Below are 16,024 nucleotides of genomic sequence, written 5' to 3'. Positions count from 1 at the left end.
CTCTCCCGCCGGGAGAGGGGTTGGGGTGAGGGTACGACCGCCAGCCAAGCATCCTGTCCGCACCCACACCCACACCCAGCGCAAATCAGCGTTCCGGTCGCGCCCCCTGCAAGCGACGCCGCGCGCCCCCATCTCGTCGGCATCGCTTGCAGGAACCCGCCTCACCATGATGCCGATCTCCATTCTCGACCTCGCCCCGGTCTGCGAAGGCAGCGACACCAGCGCCGCCTTCGCCAACATGCTGGACCTGGCCCAGCACGCCGAACGCTGGGGCTACCACCGCTACTGGCTGGCCGAGCATCACAACATGCCCGGCATCGCCAGCGCCGCCACCGCGGTGTTGATCGGGCATGTGGCCGGCGGCACCAGGCGCATCCGCGTCGGCGCCGGCGGCATCATGCTGCCCAACCATGCGCCGCTACAGGTGGCCGAGCAGTTCGGCACGCTGGCCTCGCTGTATCCCGGTCGCATCGACCTGGGGCTGGGGCGCGCACCCGGCACCGACCAGGCCACGGCACGCGCGTTGCGCCGTTACTTCGACAGTGCCGACCAGTTCCCGCACGATGTGGCCGAACTGCTGCGCTATTTCGAGCCGGCCGTGGAGGGGCAACTGGTGCGCGCCGTGCCCGGTGCCGGCATCGAGGTGCCGGTGTGGCTGCTCGGCTCCAGCCTGTTCAGCGCGCGCCTGGCTGCGGCGATGGGCCTGCCGTTCGCCTTTGCCTCGCATTTCGCCCCGGACGCGATGGACGAGGCGCTGGCGGTGTATCGCCGCGAGTTCCGCGCTTCCACGCGCCTGCAGGCGCCATACGCGGTGCTGGCCCTGAACGTGGTGGCCGCCGCGTCCACGGCCGAGGCGCGGCGTCTGTTCACCACCCAACAGCAGAGCTTCGTCAACCTGCGCCGCGGCCGTCCCGGGCTGATTCCGCCGCCGATCGACGACATCGAGGCGTTCTGGGCGCCGCACGAGAAGCTGGGTGTGGAACGCGCACTGGCCTGCACGGTGCTGGGCGATGTCGACGCGGTCGCACACGGGCTGTCCGACTTCGTCGCGCGGCACCGCCCGGACGAGTTGCTGCTGACCGCCAATATCCACGATCACGCGGCGCGCTTGCGCTCGTTCCAACTGGCGTCGGAAGCCTGGACGCAGGTCGCCGCGGCCGCCTGATGTGCACATCTGCGCGCGTGTCTACACGCGCAGACGCGCGCGAGCGCTCATCGCCACATTTGTGTTGATGGGCATCACATCGTGCACCGCTTTCACGATGTCTTGATTTTCCCCGGTATGTCATCGTTTCGCGTCGCGCATCAGCGTGGCGTTCGGCCTCAGGACACGGCCGTACAACTGACGCGAACAGGGGATCGGCAATGAACGCACAGCATCCGATGGCGCCGGTGCACGAATGTGGACTGGAGGTGGCCTTGCAACAGATGAGCAAATGCCTGGAGCGCCTGCGCGCCCAGACGCCGGAACGCCCGGCCAAGGGTGCGTCCGTGCGGCCGTCGCACATGCGCAACGTGTTCGCTAGCGAGACGGAACTGTACCTGGTGAAGTAAGCGGACAGCGGGTGCTCCACTGCCGCGTGCGCTCAGCGCAGCTTGTGCATCCACTCCCGGCCCAGGTCGACCACCTGGTCCGAGGCCAATCCCAGGCTCAACGCCACGGCGACGCTGCCCAGCCATGACAGCAGCATCAGCCCGCCGTCCCGTTCCAGCAACGCCAGCGCGAACAGCAACAGCATCGCGCCGAAGGCGTAGTTGGTGAACGGAATCGGCAGCGACAGCAGGATCCCCAGCACGATCAGCAGCAGCCCACTGAAGGCGCGCGCCGGCAGGGTATCGACCAGCATCGGCAGGCGCGGCTTGAGCAGCCGGTCCAGGCGCCGCAGCCACGGCGCGATGCGGCCGACGAAGCGCTGCATGGTGCGGCGGCGCGGCCCGCGCTCGCCGATGAAGCGCGGCAGCCACGGCTTGCGCAGGCCGATCAGCATCTGCAGGCCGATCAGCGTCACCAGCGGCCCGCTGATGCCGCCGGCCAGGCCCGGCACCGGCAGGAACGCCGGCAGGATCGCCACGAACAGGAACACGCCGAACGCGCTCTGCTGCAGGTCGGCGAGGATCAGCCGCAGCCGCAGGTGTTCGTCCGGGTCGCCGAGGACGAAGGTGTCGAGCAGGGTGCGGATGCCCTCGGCGCTGTAGCCGTGGTCGCGCTCGTGCGGCGCGCCGCCGGGTGCGTCACCCGGTGATGTCATCGCTGTTCTCGTCCTGCAGCTTGCGCAGCAGCAGCTTGTCCACGCGCGCGCCGTCCAGGTCGACGATCTCGATGCGCCAGCCGGCCCAGTCGAAGAACTCGCCCGCGTGCGGGATGCGGCCGAAGTAGTAGATGCACAGGCCGGCCAGGGTGTTGTAGTCGCCTTCCTCGGCGCTGGGCAGCTCGGCGCCGCCCAGCAGTTCGCGCAGGTCCTCGATCGCCAGCGAACCGTCGATCAGCAGCGAGCCGTCGGCGCGGGTCACCACCAGCGCGTCCTCGTCGGCGTTGTCGGCCGACTGCAGGCGCCCGACCACCGCGCCCATCAGGTCGCTGATCGTCACCAGGCCCTGGATCTCGCCGTACTCGTCCACCACCAGCGCCATCGATTGCTGCTCTTCGCGGAAGATCTCCAGCAGCTTCATCGCGTGGGTGGACTCGGACACGAACAAGGTGTCGCGCAGGCTCTGGAACAACTGGGTGGCGTCGCCGTCCATGCGCGTGACCAGCGATTTCACCTCCAGCACGCCGGCGATGTCCTGGTCGCTGCCGCGGTACACCGGGTAGCGCGAGAACTCGTGTTCGCGCATCACCTGCAGGTTGCGCTGCGGCTCGGCGTTGGCATCGAGCCAGGCGATGCGGTTGCGCGGGGTCATCAGGCTGTCTGCGGTGCGGTCGCCCAGGCGCATGACCCGGTTCATCATGTCGCGCTCGTGCGCGTCGATCACGCCGGCCTCGTGGCTCTCGGCCACCAGCATGCGGATTTCCTCTTCGGTCACCGAGGCCGACTCCTCCTTGCCCAGGCCGAGCAGGCGCAGCACCAGCCGGGTCGAGCGCGACAGCACCCAGACGAACGGCGCGGCGATCCGGGCCAGCCAGCCCATGGGGATGGCGACGAAGCCGGCGATGACCTCCGAACGGGTCAGGGCGAGGCGCTTGGGCACCAGTTCGCCGAAGATCAGCGTCAGGAAGGTGATCAGCACGATCGCCAGGGTCTTGCCGATCAGCGCCGACCACGGCTGCGGATCGCCGAACAGGGTGAAGTTGGCCGCCAGCGCCGGGAACAGCGCCTGCAGCTTGGCCGCGATCGCCACGCCCATGGCTTCGCCGCCGAAGGTACCGGTGAGGATGCCGATGGCGGTGATGCCGATCTGCACGGTGGACAGGAAGTGCTCGGGGTTCTCGGCCAGCGCCAGGGCCTTGGCCGCGCGCGTGCTGGACTGGGCCATCTGTTTCAGCCGGCTCTTGCGCGAGGTCATCAGCGACATCTCGGACATCGCGAAGAAACCGTTGAGCAGGATGAGGGCTGCAACGATCAACAGTTCAAGCATGCGCGCGCTCCTTGGCGCCAAGGAAAGCGGGGACATGGGCGCCGTTGCGGCGCGGGGGAGGGGGTGTGGGGTGGTCGTCCATAGGGTGCGCCCGCGAAGGGCGCGGCGGCGATGGTAACAAACCCGGGCGGGGGCCGCGTCCACGCCGCGCCGACGTCGCCAGGGCCGGCCCGGGGCCGCGACTACCCGCAGGTGTCAGCAAACAGTCATAATTCCGCCCCAGTGCCGTCCTCCCCGTGACGGCGGGAAGCGCGTTGCATGTTTTCGTTGCAGACCATCTTCGGTTCCGGCAAGCAGTTCTACACCCTGCTCGACGAGGCGGCACAGGCCGCCTACGACAGCACCAAGGCCCTGCACGCGATGATGCGCGAGTCCGACCGGCAGCCGGCGCTGGACGGCTTCAAGCTGGCGCGCCTGCGCGAGCGCGCCGCGTCCGACAAGATCGGCCAGGCGCTGGTGGACAGCTTCATGACCCCGATCGAGCGCGAGGACATCGAGGCCCTGGGCTCGGCCCTGTACAAGATCCCCAAGCAGGTGGAGAAGTTCGCCGATCGCTATTCGCTGGCGATCCAGCACCTGGAGCACATCGATTTCGCGCCGCGCTCGGCGATGCTGGAGCAGGCCGCGGCGGTGGTCGTGGAGATGGTCCACGACCTGCGCCACATGAACCTGGACCGGATGAGCGCGCTCAACGACAAGCTGCGCTCGCTGGAGAACGAGGCCGACCGGCTGATGCTGGAGCTGTACCGCGACATCTACTCCGGGCGCCTGGACAACCTGCAGATGTTCCTGCTCAAGGAGTTCTTCGAAATCCTGGAGAAGGCCATCGACCGTTGCCGCGAGGCCGGCGTGGTGGTCTACCAGATCGTGCTGAAGAACTCCTGATGGACGCGCTGCGGAGTTGCTGCCTGCGCGGCCGTGGCGCCCTGCGCGCGCCGGCCGCCGCCGCCGCGTGCGTGGAGGCGCGCCGATGCTGACCCTGGTCCTGATCGTGATCCTGGCGGCGCTGGTGTTCGAGTTCATCAACGGCTTCCACGACACCGCCAACTCGATCGCCACGGTGGTCGCCACCAAGGTGCTCAGCCCCGGCTGGGCGGTGATGCTGGCCGCGGCGATGAACCTGGTCGGCGCGCTGACCGGCACCGCCGTGGCGATGACCATCGCCTCCGGCCTGCTCAACACCGACGTGGTCGCGGTGACCCCGCAGGTGGTGCTGTGCGCGCTGCTCGGCGGCATCGTCTGGAACTTGATCACTTGGTGGAAGGGCCTGCCGTCCTCGTCCTCGCATGCGCTGATCGGCGGCCTGTGCGGCGCCGGCCTGGCCGCCGCGCACAACGACTGGGATGCGCTGATCTGGTCGCAGACCGTGGGCGACTGGGCCAAGAACAAGGGCCTGCTGTGGAAGGTGTTCGTGCCGATGGTCACCTCGCCGATCGCCGGCTTCCTGCTCGGCATCGCGGTGATGCTATTGCTGTGGGCGGCGATCGCCGGCTTGGCCAAGCTGGGCGGTCCGCTCGGGCGGCTGGCGCGGCCGCGCTGGGTCAATGCCTTCTTCGGCAAGGCGCAGATCGCCTCGGCCGCGTACATGGGCTACGCGCACGGCCACAACGACGCGCAGAAGACCATGGGCATCATCGCCATGACCCTGATCGGCGCGCAGAGCACCGGCGCCCTGGACGACCTGCCGTCGTGGCTGGCGTTCCTGCATCCCGACGCCAGCCAGGGGCAGGGCATCGCCACCTGGATCGTGCTGACCTGCGCGGTGGTGATGGCCGCCGGCACCGCCTCCGGCGGCTGGAAGATCATCAAGACCCTGGGCCACAAGATGGTCAAGCTGCATCCGATCCACGGCTTCGCCGCGGAGACCAGCTCGGCCACGATCCTGACCCTGGCCGCGCATTTCGGCATGCCGGTGTCCACCACCCACAGCATCTCCACCGCGATCATGGGCGTGGGCTTCGCCAAGAACCCGCGCTCGCTGCGCTTCGGCGTCATCGAACGCATCGTCTGGGCCTGGATCCTGACGATCCCGGCCGCTGCCGGCGTGGCGTATCTGATTTTCCGCGGATTCGCCTTGGCTGGGTGGGTGTGAGGGAGCCGGGAATCGGGAGTGGGGAAACGGGAATCGTAAAAGCATAGATTTCCCGCGAACGGTGACGATGTCGCCCTCCGAAAGGAATCTGGATACGTCTTACGTCCTCTTGTCGCAACGAGTGTTGCCTGCGTGGCGACGTCGCGTAGCCAAGTAACTCCATCGCGATAGCACTCCCGAACCACGCAGGTCGGGGTATTGTCTCGACGAGTGGGGAACCGCTTTTACGATTCCCCATTCCCAATTCCCCATTCCCATCAATTCGCCCGATACATCGCCATCACGTCCTGCCGCAACGCGCGCTGGCTGTCGGCGCGGTTGTAGAACATGTGGCCGCCGGGGTAGTTCTTGACCTGCACGCGGGTCGGGTCGTTGCCCATCACCGGCATCTGGTCGACGGTCAGCACCGAGCCCATGAACGGGCACGACAGGTCGTTCCAGCCGTGCACGATCAGCACGCGCAGCTTCGGGTCGATCGCCACCGACTGGCGCAACTGCGTCACCGAACCCTTGCGCAGTTCGTCGTCCCAGTCCCACAGCCGGTTCACGTCGTAGTTCAGCGCCTCGTAGCGGGCATCGACCTTCCAGCCGACCACGCGGGTCACGAAATCGACCATCGCGGTGGTGGTGGGGGCGATGATGCTGTCCAGCAGCGGGTCGTTGGCGCGCTGCTCGGGGGCGTTGGGGAACGGGTCGAAGGCGGTGACGTTGGAGTCGTAGCGGCTGCCCAGTTCGCCCTTGTCGCGGAACACCTCGCGCAGGTAGGCCTGGGTCTCCAGGCGGCCGCCGGCGCGGCGCACGAAGGCCGGGTCCAGGCCGGTCATCGCGGTCACCTGCTGGATCATGCGGGTGGTGCCGGCCGGGTCGGAGCGGCCGCGCAGCAGCGCGGTGACGTAGTCGCCGCGGGTGTAGTCGATCACCTGGCGCATCGCCTCCGGGGTCAGCTTGCCCTCGCGTTCCAGGCGTGCGGCGGTGATCGACGGCAGGGTCAGCATCCACGGCAGCGGCGAGACGTCGCCGTTGTCGTCCAGGGTCGGGTTCAGATACGGCGAGACCAGGACCACGCCGTTCATCGCCACGCCGAGCTTGGTCTGCAGGTAGTGGGTGATGCGCGGGCCGCGGAAGCCGCCGTAGCTCTCGCCGACCAGGTACTTGCGCGACTGCAGGCGCTGGTTCTTCAGCAGCCAGTCGTAGATGGTGCGCGAGAGGTATTCAATGTCGGCCTGCGGGTTGTAGAACTGCTTCTTGGCCTGCTCGTCGGGTACGCGCGAGCGGCTGAAGCCGGTGCCGACCGGGTCGATGAACACCAAGTCGGTGAAGTCCAGCCAGGTGCCGGGGTTGTCGCGCAGCTGCGCCGGTGCCGAGGCGCTGTCGCCCTCGCTGCCGAACGCCACCACCTTCGGCCCGATCGCGCCCAGGTTGAGGTACACCGAGGCCGCGCCGGGGCCGCCGTTGAGCGCGAAGGTGACCGGACGGTCCTTGCCGTCCATGGTGTAGGCGGTATAGACCACGTCGGCGACGACCTTGCCCTGCTTGTCCTTCACCGGCAGCGTGCCGACCTTGACCGTGTAGCGCAGGGTGCGGCCGTCGAGCTGGGTGGATTGGCTGGTCTGCGCGTCGGCCGGCAGCGGCGCCGGTTCGGCGGCGGCGGGCTTGTCGCCCTTGTCGGCATTGCCCGCATCGGCATCGGCGGCCAGCGCCGCGGTCATCGGCATCGCCGCCAGCAGCACGGCCAGCAGCACGGAAGGGAAGGTCGGCACGGGCGGTCGCTCGCAGGAAGGGAGCCGGCATGCTAGGCCGCGGCGTCGGCGTGGCGGATGTGCACAAAGCCATGGTCGGCGGCGGCGCGGCATGCTCGGGGATGGGTGACACGCCCTAGTCATGCCGGTTCATCGGCACTGGCTACAATCGCCGGTCCGTCCCGTGTCCGGTCTGCTGCGCATGCCCGTCCTTCGTTTTCGCCTGCCGCTAAGCCTGTTTCTGGCGGCGTTGCTGTCCGGCTGCGCCAGCGTGCCATCGCCGCCGTCCGTGGCCGAGTCGCCGGCGGCGCACGATCCGCATGCCCACGATCGCCAGCGCCTGTGGCGGCTGTTGAGCACGCGCTGCCTGCCGCAGGCGCGCGCCGGCGCCGATCCGGCCCCTTGCAGCGAAGTGCATGCCGAGCCCGGCCAACGCTATGCCTTGATGAAGGACCTGCGCGGCGACTACCAGTACCTGCTGATTCCGACGGTGCCGGTGAGCGGGATCGAAGATCCGCGCGCGCGTGCCGCCGGCGCGCCGAACTGGCTGGGCCTGGCCTGGCAGGCGCGCACCCGGGTCGAGCGGTTGTTGAACCGGCCGCTGCCGCGCGAACTGACCAGCCTGACGATCAACCCGCCCTCGGCGCGTTCGCAGGACCAGTTGCATGTCCATATCGATTGCCTGGCGCCGCAGGTGCGCGACCAGTTGCAGGCGATGCAGGCGTCGATCGGCCCTGCCTGGGCGCCGTTGCCGCAGCCGTTGCACGGTCACGCCTATCGGGCGATGCGCGTGGAGGGCGAAGAACTGGATGCGAATCCGCTGACGCTGCTGGCGCGCAGCCTGCCGCCGCAGCAGAGCATGGTGCACCAGACCCTGGCGGTGGTCGGCGCGGCGTTCGATGGTCGCCCGGGCTTCGTGCTGCTGGCCGCCACCGCGCTTCCCGGCGATGGGGTCGGTGCGGAGGAACTGCAGGATCACGACTGTACCGGGGTGGTGCCGGCGGCGCCTGCGCGTGGCTGAGGGCCCACGCGGCGTCAATGCCGCGCAGGCAACTGACGGCATCCGCCGGTCGTGCGGCGCGCAGGCAGGGATGTTGTGGGAGGGACTTCAGTCCCGACGGCATGATGCCCCGGCATCTGCCTGCTTCGCGCGTCGCGACGGAAGTCGCTCCCGCACGATGCTTTCGGGAGCAGTCACAACCCGCTAGTGCAAACCCGACACGGCTCTCGCCGAGCCGGCCGGGGAAGCGGCATCTGCACGACCGTGCACGCGCTGACTGGAAGCGCCAGCGCGCGCACCCGGCCTCAGACCTCCAGCGACGCCAGGTCGCCCTTGGTCTCCAGCCACTGCTTGCGGTCGCCGGCGCGCTTCTTGGCCAGCAGCATGTCCATCAGCGAGCGGGTCTGGTCGCCGTCGTCCACGGTCAGTTGCACCAGGCGCCGGGTGTCCGGGTGGATGGTGGATTCGCGCAGCTGCTGCGGATTCATCTCGCCCAGGCCCTTGAAGCGGGTGACGCTGACCTGGCCCTTGATCTTCTCGCGTTCGATCTTGTCCAGCAGCGAGCGTTTCTCTTCCTCGTCCAGCGCGTAGAACACCTGCTTGCCCACGTCCACGCGGAACAGCGGCGGCATCGCCACGAACACGTGGCCGGCGCGCACCAGGGCGGGGAAGTGGCGCAGGAACAGCGCGGTCAGCAGGGTCGCGATGTGCAGGCCGTCGGAGTCGGCGTCGGCCAGGATCACCACCTTGCCGTAGCGCAGGCCGTCGATCTCCTCCTTGCCGGGATCGCAGCCGATCGCGATCGCCAGGTTGTGCACTTCCTCCGAGGCCAGCACGCTGCCGGAGGCCACTTCCCAGGTGTTGAGGATCTTGCCGCGCAGCGGCAGGATCGCCTGGAAATCCTTGTCGCGGGCCTGCTTGGCGCTGCCGCCCGCCGAGTCGCCCTCTACTAGGAACAGTTCGGTGCGCGAGAGGTCCTGGCTGATGCAGTCGGCCAGCTTGCCCGGCAGCGCCGGGCCCTGGGTGACCTTCTTGCGCACGATCTGCTTCTCGGTCTTCAGCCGCGCGCTGGCCCGGTCGATGGCGATCTGCGCGATGCGCGTGCCGGTCTCCACGTTCTGGTTCAGCCACAGGCTGAAGGCATCGTGCGCGGCGCCTTCGATGAAGCCGGCGGCCTGGCGCGAGGACAGGCGTTCCTTGGTCTGGCCGCTGAACTGCGGGTCGGTCATCTTCAGCGAGAGCACGAACGCCACGCGGTCCCAAACGTCTTCCGGCGCCAGCTTCACGCCGCGCGGCAGCAGGTTGCGGAAATCGCAGAACTCGCGCAACGCGTCGGTGAGGCCGCTGCGCAGGCCGTTGACGTGGGTGCCGTGCTGCGCGGTGGGAATCAGGTTGACGTAGCTTTCCTGCACCAGCTCGCCTTCCACCACCCAGGCCACCGCCCAGTCGACGATCTCGCGGTCCTTCTTCAGGCTGCCGACGAACAGCTCGGCCGGCAGCAACTCGCGCTCGGCCAGCTCGCCGCGCAGGTAGTCGCGCAGGCCGTCCTCGAAGTACCAGGTGTCCTGCTCGCCAGTGGCCTCGTCGTGCAGCTTGACGGTCAGGCCGGGGCACAGCACCGCCTTGGCGCGCAGCAGGTGGCGCAGTGCGCGCACCGCGAACTTCGGCGTGTCGAAGTACTTCGGATCCGGCCAGAAGCGCAGCCGCGTGCCGGTGTTCTTCTTGCCGACGCTGCCGACGATCTCCAGCTTGGAGGCGGCGTGGCCGTCGGCGAAGGCCATGCGGTACTCGTTGCCTTCGCGCTTGATGAACAGTTCCACCCGATTGGACAGCGCATTGACCACGCTGACGCCGACGCCGTGCAGGCCGCCGCTGAAGGTGTAGTTGCGGTCGCTGAACTTGCCGCCGGCATGCAGCCGGGTGAGGATCAGTTCGACGCCGGAGATCTTCTCTTCCGGGTGGATGTCCACCGGCATGCCGCGGCCGTCGTCGGACACCTCGCAGCTGCCGTCCTTGTACAGCGTCACCTCGATGTGTCGGGCATGGCCGGCCAGCGCCTCGTCCACGGCGTTGTCGATGACTTCCTGTGCCAGATGGTTCGGCCGTGCGGTGTCGGTGTACATGCCGGGCCGGCGCTTGACCGGGTCCAGGCCAGAGAGAACTTCGATGTCGGCGGCGTTGTAGCGGGTATTCATGCGTCTCAGCAGGTGGCGCGAAGCAGATCCGGAAGTGTGCGGTCTGCGACGGTTTTTTGCACGTCGCCGGTGTTCAGGGCAGGTGCGGTGGCGTCGCGCTACGCTGGCCCTGGAAAAACCGCGACGTCGCCCACATCTTCGTCGCACGTCCCAAAGGAGTCCGCCATGAACGTTCGCAAGCTGTTGACCCTGGCCGCCCTGGTCGCCGCCGCGGTGGTCGTGCCGGTCGCGATGGCCCAGGCGCAGAGCGCCGATCCGGCCGCCTCCGGTGCCGCCGCCTACGAGGCGCAGGTCGCCAAGGAAAAGGCCGAGGCCGATGCCAAGGCCAAGCGCCGCGCTGCCGCGGCCGCCGAGCACAAGGCCGGCAAGGATGCGGCCGCGCCGAAGAAGGAAGAGGAAGAGGAAGCGCGCAAGCCCTGAGCCTGCGCACGGTTTCCTGCACACGACGCCCCGGTCGCCCGGGGCGTCGCTTTTTTGTGGGGCGGCTGTTGCGCAAAAGCGCTTGGGCAAATCCGCTTCACCCGTTAAACTATGGCTTTCCGGGAGGCCTTTGAGCCATGACCCCCCTGATCTTCGTTACCGGCGGCGTAGTGTCCTCGCTTGGCAAGGGCATTGCGGCCGCTTCGCTTGCGTCCATTCTCGAAGCACGTGGCCTGTCGGTCACGATGATGAAGCTGGACCCCTACATCAACGTCGACCCGGGCACGATGAGCCCGTTCCAGCACGGCGAGGTGTACGTCACCGACGACGGCGCCGAGACCGACCTGGACCTGGGGCATTACGAGCGCTTCGTGCGCACGCGCCTGTCGCGCAAGAATTCGGTCACCACCGGGCGCATCTACGAGAACGTGATCCGCAAGGAGCGCCGCGGCGACTACCTCGGCGCCACCGTGCAGGTGATTCCGCACATCACCGACGAGATCCGTCGCTGCGTGGATGAAGCCACCGCCGGCTACGACGTGGCCCTGGTCGAGATCGGCGGCACCGTCGGCGACATCGAGTCGCTGCCGTTCCTGGAGGCGATCCGTCAGGTGCGCACCGAGCGCGGCGCCGAGAAGGCCATGTTCATGCACCTCACCCTGGTGCCGTACATCGCCGCGGCCGGCGAACTGAAGACCAAGCCGACCCAGCATTCGGTCAAGGAACTGCGCTCGATCGGCATCCAGCCGGACGTGCTGCTGTGCCGCTCGGAGCAGGCGATCCCGGATTCGGAGCGGCGCAAGATCGCGCTGTTCACCAACGTCTCCGAGCGCGCGGTGATCAGCGCCGCCGACATCGACGTGCTCTATGGCATGCCGCTGGAGTTGCACCGGCAGGGCCTGGACGAGATCGTCATCGACCAGTTCAAGCTGCGCGACAAGGTCGGCGCGGCCAACCTGTCGGAGTGGGAAGCCGTGGTCGACGCGATCAAGCATCCGCTCGACGAGGTCACCATCGCCGTGGTCGGCAAGTACGTCGACCATCAGGACGCGTACAAGTCGGTCGGCGAGGCGCTCAAGCACGGCGGCCTGCGCCAGCGCACCAAGGTCAACCTGAAGTGGCTGGAAGCGCAGGACCTGGAAGGCAGCGACATGGCGGCCCTGGCCGACGTGGACGGCATCCTGGTCCCGGGCGGCTTCGGCGACCGCGGTTTCGAAGGCAAGGTGCTGACCTCGCGCTATGCGCGCCAGCACGGCGTGCCGTACTTCGGCATCTGCTACGGCATGCAGGCTGCGGTGGTCGACTATGCGCGGCATGTCGCCGGGCTGGACGCGGCCAACAGCACCGAGAACGACCGGCAATCGCCGTACCCGGTGATCGGCCTGATCACCGAATGGCGCACCGCCACTGGCGATGTCGAGAAGCGCGACGAGAAGTCCGATCTCGGTGGCACCATGCGCCTGGGCCTGCAGGAGCAGCGGCTCAAGCCGGGCACGCTGGCGCGCGAGCTGTACGGCAAGGATGTGGTGGCAGAGCGCCATCGCCACCGCTACGAGTTCAACAACCGCTACCGCACCCAGCTCGAGGACGCCGGCCTGGTGATTGCCGCCAAGTCGATGGACGACACCCTGGTGGAGATGGTGGAGTTGCCGCGCGAGACGCATCCGTGGTTCCTGGCCTGCCAGGCGCACCCGGAGTTCCTGTCCACGCCGCGCGACGGTCACCCGTTGTTCATCGGCTTCGTGCGCGCCGCGCGCGAGCGCAAGGCCGGCGGCAAGCTGCTCAAGGAAGCCAGGGCGTGACTGCGACCGGGCGCAGCAGCGAGAGCAGGGTCGCGCGCTGGTTCTTTGCGGCGGCGGTGCTGGTGTTTCCTGCGGCCTTGCTGGTCTATTTCTCCTGGCGCAGCAGCACCGGCTTGGCCGATAGCTATGGGATGGGGCTGATGTATTGCCTGATCGTGGCGGTGGGGCTAGCTGCGCCGCTGGCGCTGATCGGCGCACTCATCTGGGCTGCCGGCAGGTTTGGCGGCGGCTCCGTCCCTGCGCCCCTCCCGCGCCCCTCTGAACCTCCGGAAGGTAATCAATGAAGCTCTGTGGATTCGACGTCGGCCTGGACCGGCCGCTGTTCCTGATCGCCGGCCCGTGCGTGATCGAGTCGATGCAACTGCAGCTCGACGTCGCCGGCAGGCTCAAGGAGATCACCGGCCGGCTGGGCATCAACTTCATCTTCAAGTCCAGCTTCGACAAGGCCAACCGCACCTCCGGTACCAGCTTCCGTGGCCCCGGCCTGGAGGAAGGGCTGAAGGTGCTGGAGGCAGTGAAGACACAGATCGGCGTGCCGGTGCTGACCGACGTGCACGAGTACACGCCGATGCACGAGGTGGCGGCTGTGGTGGACGTGCTGCAGACGCCGGCGTTCCTGGTGCGGCAGACCGATTTCATCAAGAACGTGTGCGCCGCCGGCAAGCCGGTCAACATCAAGAAGGGACAGTTCCTGTCGCCGTGGGACATGAAGCCGGTGGTGGAGAAGGCCAAGTCCACCGGCAACGAGCAGATCATGGTCTGCGAGCGCGGCGCCAGCTTCGGCTACAACAACCTGGTCAGCGACATGCGCTCGCTGAGCGTGATGCGCGAGACCGGCTGCCCGGTGGTGTTCGATGCCACCCACTCGGTGCAGCTGCCGGGCGGGCAGGGCGGCAGTTCCGGTGGTCAGCGCGAGTTCGTGCCGGTGCTGGCGCGCGCGGCGGTGGCCGTGGGCGTGGCCGGCGTATTCGCCGAGACCCATCCGGACCCGTCCAAGGCGCTGTCCGACGGCCCCAATGCGTGGCCGCTGGATCAGATGGAGGCATTGCTGGAAACGCTGATGGAACTGGACGCGGTGACCAAGAAACACGGGTTCTCGCGCTTCGCGTGAGGCGCGCGCCGCCGCCGCTGCGGCTGTGCCGATCCTGGCCGGGTGCGGGCTGCCGGGTGTTCGCCGCCTTCTCGGAGCCGCGGCGATGACCGCACCCGAGCGGGCCGGCGCCTGGCCTTGGGGGCTGTGTGCCTTGTTGTTGTCGTTGCTGGCGTGGGCGGCGCTGGTCGTGGCGCTGTTCGCCTTCTCCAGTGGGATTGGCACGCCCAGCCACGGCGATCATTTCCTGGCCATGCTGTTCTGGATGGTGATCGCCCTGCTGGTAGTGGCAGTGGCTGCGGTGGGCGCGACGATCGCCGCCGCGCTGAGTTGGACGCAGCGCCGCGGCCGCCTCCTGGCCGGCATCGCCGGCGGCCTGCTGCTGGCGATGCTGGTCTTGATCCTGCTCTTCCTCAGCGGAATCCCGCTGGGCCTGATGGGCGCCGGCTGAGGCGGGATTTGGCAAGGAACCGGCGGCCGGGGATAATCAGCCGGCATTCGTTTCCGCCCCCTCTTCCTACAGGTAACCGGCCCGCCCATGAGTACGATCCGCAGCATCCACGCCCGTGAAATCCTCGACAGCCGCGGCAATCCCACGCTGGAAGCCGATGTCATCCTGGAGGACGGTTCGTTCGGTCGTGCCGCGGTACCCTCGGGCGCGTCCACCGGCACCAAGGAAGCGGTCGAGCTGCGCGACGGCGACAAGACCCGCTACCTGGGCAAGGGCGTGCGCAAGGCGGTGGAGAACGTCAACACCACCATCGCCGGCGCGCTGAAGGGCTTCGACGCCGCCGACCAGCAGGGCCTGGATCGCCGCCTGATCGACCTGGACGGCACCGAAAACAAGGGCCGCCTGGGCGCCAACGCGCTGCTCGGCGTCTCGCTGGCCAACGCGCATGCCGTTGCCGCCTCGCGCAAGCAGCCGCTGTGGCAGTCGCTGGCCGCGGGCAACACCGCCAACCTGGCGCTGCCGGTGCCGATGATGAACATCATCAACGGCGGCGCGCATGCCGACAACAACGTCGATTTCCAGGAGTTCATGGTGCTGCCGGTCGGCGCCGCCTCGTTCTCCGAGGCACTGCGCGCCGGCACCGAGATCTTCCACGCGCTGAAGTCGGTGTTGAAGGGCCACGGCCTGTCCACCGCGGTCGGCGACGAGGGCGGCTTCGCCCCGGACTTCCGCAGCAACGTCGAAGCGCTGGACACCATCCTGGAAGCGATCGGCAAGGCCGGCTACACCGCTGGCGAGGACGTGCTGCTGGGCCTGGACGTGGCCTCGAGCGAGTTCTACGACAACGGCAAGTACCACCTGGTGGGCGAGGGCAAGCGCCTGACCAGCGAGCAGTTCGTCGACTTCCTCGCCGACTGGGCCGCGCAGTATCCCATCGTCAGCATCGAGGACGGCCTGGCCGAGGACGACTGGGCCGGCTGGAAGCTGCTCACCGACCGCATCGGCAGCAAGGTGCAACTGGTCGGCGACGACCTGTTCGTGACCAACCCGAAGATCTTCAAGCAGGGCATCGAGTCCGGCACCGCCAACGCGATCCTGATCAAGGTCAACCAGATCGGCACCCTGACCGAGACCCTGGAAGCCATCGCCATGGCCGACAAGGCCGGCTACGCGGCGATCGTCTCGCACCGTTCCGGCGAGACCGAGGACACCACCATCGCCGACATCGCCGTGGCCACCACCGCCACCCAGATCAAGACCGGCTCGCTGTGCCGCAGCGATCGCGTGGCCAAGTACAACCAGCTGCTGCGCATCGAGGAAGCGCTCGGCAGCGCCGCGCGCTACGCCGGGCGCGACGCGTTCGTCTCGCTCAAGCGATAAGCCGTGCGCAACTGGCGCTGGCTGCTGCTGGTGCTGGCGGGACTGCTGGCGTGGCTGCAGTACCGTTTCTGGCTCGGCCCGGGCAATTCCGGCGAAGTGCTGGTGCTCGAAAGTCAGGTCGAGCACCAGAAGCGCGACAACGAAGGTCTGCAGCAACGCAACGCCGCGCTCGCCGCCGAGGTCAAGGACCTCAAGGACGGCGAGGCGGCGATCGAGGAGCGCGCGCGTAGCGAACTGGGCATGATCAAACCGGGCGAAAAGTTCTACCGCGTGGTCGAG

General features: G+C 68.1%; 16 protein-coding genes. 12 read left to right on the top strand and 4 right to left on the bottom strand.

All coding sequences use genetic code 11. The features are described 5' to 3' along the window. The first annotated feature begins 166 nt into the window (after positions 1 to 166). Positions 167 to 1,165 carry an LLM class flavin-dependent oxidoreductase gene (locus D183_RS0123040; protein WP_017911080.1) on the top strand — a complete coding sequence of 333 codons (999 nt, stop codon included), beginning with the start codon at positions 167 to 169 and terminating at the stop codon, positions 1,163 to 1,165. A gap of 200 nt (positions 1,166 to 1,365) precedes the next feature. Continuing rightward, the gene (locus D183_RS0123035; RefSeq protein WP_017911079.1) at positions 1,366 to 1,554 is read left to right on the top strand and encodes a hypothetical protein; all 189 of its coding nucleotides are present in this window, start codon (positions 1,366 to 1,368) and stop codon (positions 1,552 to 1,554) included. A 32-nt stretch (positions 1,555 to 1,586) separates the two neighbouring features. Here the strand turns inward: D183_RS0123035 and D183_RS0123030 are convergent, their stop codons facing one another. Further along, the gene (locus D183_RS0123030) at positions 1,587 to 2,249 is read right to left on the bottom strand and encodes an exopolysaccharide biosynthesis protein (RefSeq protein ID WP_017911078.1); all 663 of its coding nucleotides are present in this window, start codon (positions 2,247 to 2,249) and stop codon (positions 1,587 to 1,589) included. Next, positions 2,233 to 3,576 carry a hemolysin family protein gene (locus D183_RS0123025; protein ID WP_017911077.1) on the bottom strand — a complete coding sequence of 448 codons (1,344 nt, stop codon included), beginning with the start codon at positions 3,574 to 3,576 and terminating at the stop codon, positions 2,233 to 2,235. Before D183_RS0123025 ends, D183_RS0123030 begins: the two co-directional genes overlap by 17 nt. A gap of 258 nt (positions 3,577 to 3,834) precedes the next feature. Between D183_RS0123025 and D183_RS0123020 the strand changes: the two genes are divergently transcribed. Continuing rightward, positions 3,835 to 4,461, top strand: coding sequence for a DUF47 domain-containing protein (locus tag D183_RS0123020; protein ID WP_017911076.1), 627 nt, complete (start codon positions 3,835 to 3,837; stop codon positions 4,459 to 4,461). Positions 4,462 to 4,546: 85 nt separating this feature from the next. Beyond that, the gene (locus tag D183_RS0123015) at positions 4,547 to 5,668 is read left to right on the top strand and encodes an inorganic phosphate transporter (RefSeq protein WP_017915385.1); all 1,122 of its coding nucleotides are present in this window, start codon (positions 4,547 to 4,549) and stop codon (positions 5,666 to 5,668) included. Positions 5,669 to 5,925: 257 nt separating this feature from the next. Here the strand turns inward: D183_RS0123015 and D183_RS0123010 are convergent, their stop codons facing one another. Then, a complete protein-coding gene (locus D183_RS0123010; protein WP_295933272.1) occupies positions 5,926 to 7,383 on the bottom strand; it encodes a S10 family peptidase in 1,458 nt (485 codons plus the stop codon). A gap of 226 nt (positions 7,384 to 7,609) precedes the next feature. Here D183_RS0123010 and D183_RS0123005 point away from each other — a divergent pair, with 226 nt between their 5' ends. Beyond that, positions 7,610 to 8,428 carry a CDP-diacylglycerol diphosphatase gene (locus D183_RS0123005; protein ID WP_039729518.1) on the top strand — a complete coding sequence of 273 codons (819 nt, stop codon included), beginning with the start codon at positions 7,610 to 7,612 and terminating at the stop codon, positions 8,426 to 8,428. A gap of 284 nt (positions 8,429 to 8,712) precedes the next feature. Here the strand turns inward: D183_RS0123005 and parE are convergent, their stop codons facing one another. Continuing rightward, positions 8,713 to 10,602, bottom strand: a complete 1,890-nt coding sequence (gene parE / locus D183_RS0123000) for a DNA topoisomerase IV subunit B (protein WP_017911072.1) — start codon at positions 10,600 to 10,602, stop codon at positions 8,713 to 8,715. 165 nt (positions 10,603 to 10,767) lie between these two features. On the opposite strand from parE, the gene D183_RS0122995 reads away from it, so the two are divergent. The 7 genes from D183_RS0122995 to ftsB all read left to right on the top strand — a co-directional run. Further along, positions 10,768 to 11,022, top strand: coding sequence for a hypothetical protein (locus D183_RS0122995; protein ID WP_017911071.1), 255 nt, complete (start codon positions 10,768 to 10,770; stop codon positions 11,020 to 11,022). 137 nt (positions 11,023 to 11,159) lie between these two features. After that, positions 11,160 to 12,824 carry a CTP synthase gene (locus tag D183_RS0122990; protein WP_017912623.1) on the top strand — a complete coding sequence of 555 codons (1,665 nt, stop codon included), beginning with the start codon at positions 11,160 to 11,162 and terminating at the stop codon, positions 12,822 to 12,824. After that, positions 12,821 to 13,108 carry a hypothetical protein gene (locus D183_RS0122985; protein ID WP_017911069.1) on the top strand — a complete coding sequence of 96 codons (288 nt, stop codon included), beginning with the start codon at positions 12,821 to 12,823 and terminating at the stop codon, positions 13,106 to 13,108. Before D183_RS0122990 ends, D183_RS0122985 begins: the two co-directional genes overlap by 4 nt. After that, positions 13,105 to 13,935, top strand: coding sequence for a 3-deoxy-8-phosphooctulonate synthase (gene kdsA / locus D183_RS0122980; protein WP_017911068.1), 831 nt, complete (start codon positions 13,105 to 13,107; stop codon positions 13,933 to 13,935). The genes D183_RS0122985 and kdsA overlap by 4 nt, the downstream gene beginning before the upstream one ends. An 85-nt stretch (positions 13,936 to 14,020) precedes the next feature. Next, on the top strand, positions 14,021 to 14,365 hold the full coding sequence (locus D183_RS0122975) for a hypothetical protein (protein WP_026143441.1): 345 nt from the start codon (positions 14,021 to 14,023) through the stop codon (positions 14,363 to 14,365). A gap of 87 nt (positions 14,366 to 14,452) precedes the next feature. Further along, positions 14,453 to 15,745: a phosphopyruvate hydratase gene (gene eno, locus D183_RS0122970; protein WP_017911066.1), complete on the top strand. Its 1,293-nt coding sequence runs from the start codon at positions 14,453 to 14,455 to the stop codon at positions 15,743 to 15,745. 3 nt (positions 15,746 to 15,748) lie between these two features. Then, a partial coding sequence (gene ftsB / locus D183_RS0122965; RefSeq protein WP_017911065.1) for a cell division protein FtsB occupies positions 15,749 to 16,024 on the top strand: 276 nt, incomplete at its 3' end.

Origin of the sequence: Xanthomonas sp. SHU 199 (assembly GCF_000364665.1) — a bacterium.
Taxonomy (GTDB): Bacteria; Pseudomonadota; Gammaproteobacteria; order Xanthomonadales; family Xanthomonadaceae; genus Xanthomonas_A; species Xanthomonas_A sontii.
The sequence above is the reverse complement of the archived record's forward strand: the minus strand, read 5'-3'. Positions and strand labels throughout refer to the sequence as shown.

Coding starts and splice junctions, on each gene's coding strand:
- D183_RS0123040 (WP_017911080.1), top strand. CDS start 167: ATGATGCCGATCTCCATTCTCGACCTCGCCCCGGTCTGCGAAGGCAGC.
- D183_RS0123035 (WP_017911079.1), top strand. CDS start 1,366: ATGAACGCACAGCATCCGATGGCGCCGGTGCACGAATGTGGACTGGAG.
- D183_RS0123030 (WP_017911078.1), bottom strand. CDS start 2,249: ATGACATCACCGGGTGACGCACCCGGCGGCGCGCCGCACGAGCGCGAC.
- D183_RS0123025 (WP_017911077.1), bottom strand. CDS start 3,576: ATGCTTGAACTGTTGATCGTTGCAGCCCTCATCCTGCTCAACGGTTTC.
- D183_RS0123020 (WP_017911076.1), top strand. CDS start 3,835: ATGTTTTCGTTGCAGACCATCTTCGGTTCCGGCAAGCAGTTCTACACC.
- D183_RS0123015 (WP_017915385.1), top strand. CDS start 4,547: ATGCTGACCCTGGTCCTGATCGTGATCCTGGCGGCGCTGGTGTTCGAG.
- D183_RS0123010 (WP_295933272.1), bottom strand. CDS start 7,383: ATGCCGATGACCGCGGCGCTGGCCGCCGATGCCGATGCGGGCAATGCC.
- D183_RS0123005 (WP_039729518.1), top strand. CDS start 7,610: ATGCCCGTCCTTCGTTTTCGCCTGCCGCTAAGCCTGTTTCTGGCGGCG.
- parE (WP_017911072.1), bottom strand. CDS start 10,602: ATGAATACCCGCTACAACGCCGCCGACATCGAAGTTCTCTCTGGCCTG.
- D183_RS0122995 (WP_017911071.1), top strand. CDS start 10,768: ATGAACGTTCGCAAGCTGTTGACCCTGGCCGCCCTGGTCGCCGCCGCG.
- D183_RS0122990 (WP_017912623.1), top strand. CDS start 11,160: ATGACCCCCCTGATCTTCGTTACCGGCGGCGTAGTGTCCTCGCTTGGC.
- kdsA (WP_017911068.1), top strand. CDS start 13,105: ATGAAGCTCTGTGGATTCGACGTCGGCCTGGACCGGCCGCTGTTCCTG.
- D183_RS0122975 (WP_026143441.1), top strand. CDS start 14,021: ATGACCGCACCCGAGCGGGCCGGCGCCTGGCCTTGGGGGCTGTGTGCC.
- eno (WP_017911066.1), top strand. CDS start 14,453: ATGAGTACGATCCGCAGCATCCACGCCCGTGAAATCCTCGACAGCCGC.